A 254-nucleotide genomic window follows, 5' to 3' on the forward strand; every position below is an offset into this window, starting at 1 on the left:
TCTGGTACTACAAATAACCAAGCAACAGCTAGTATAACTAATGCTGGCACAATAACTACGCTCGAATTAGGAACTTTTACGAATGCTGGAACCATCACTATGGATACTACAGGAACGTTAAGTACTTCTGGTACTGCAAGTAACCAAGCTACGGGTAGCATAACCAATTCTGGAACCGTAACTACGCTCGCATTAGGTACACTTAATAATTTTGGTACATTTTCTAACACCAATGCAACATTTACAAACGCAGG

The 254-nt window shown here is 39.8% G+C and carries 1 protein-coding gene; it reads left to right on the top strand.

Features of this window, described 5'->3' with window-relative positions:
• On the top strand, positions 1 to 254 hold a 254-nt coding region (locus Q0828_RS24445; RefSeq protein WP_298427997.1), incomplete at both ends, for a hypothetical protein.

It is taken from the genome of uncultured Kordia sp. (assembly GCF_947496985.1).
Lineage (GTDB): Bacteria > Bacteroidota > Bacteroidia > Flavobacteriales > Flavobacteriaceae > Kordia.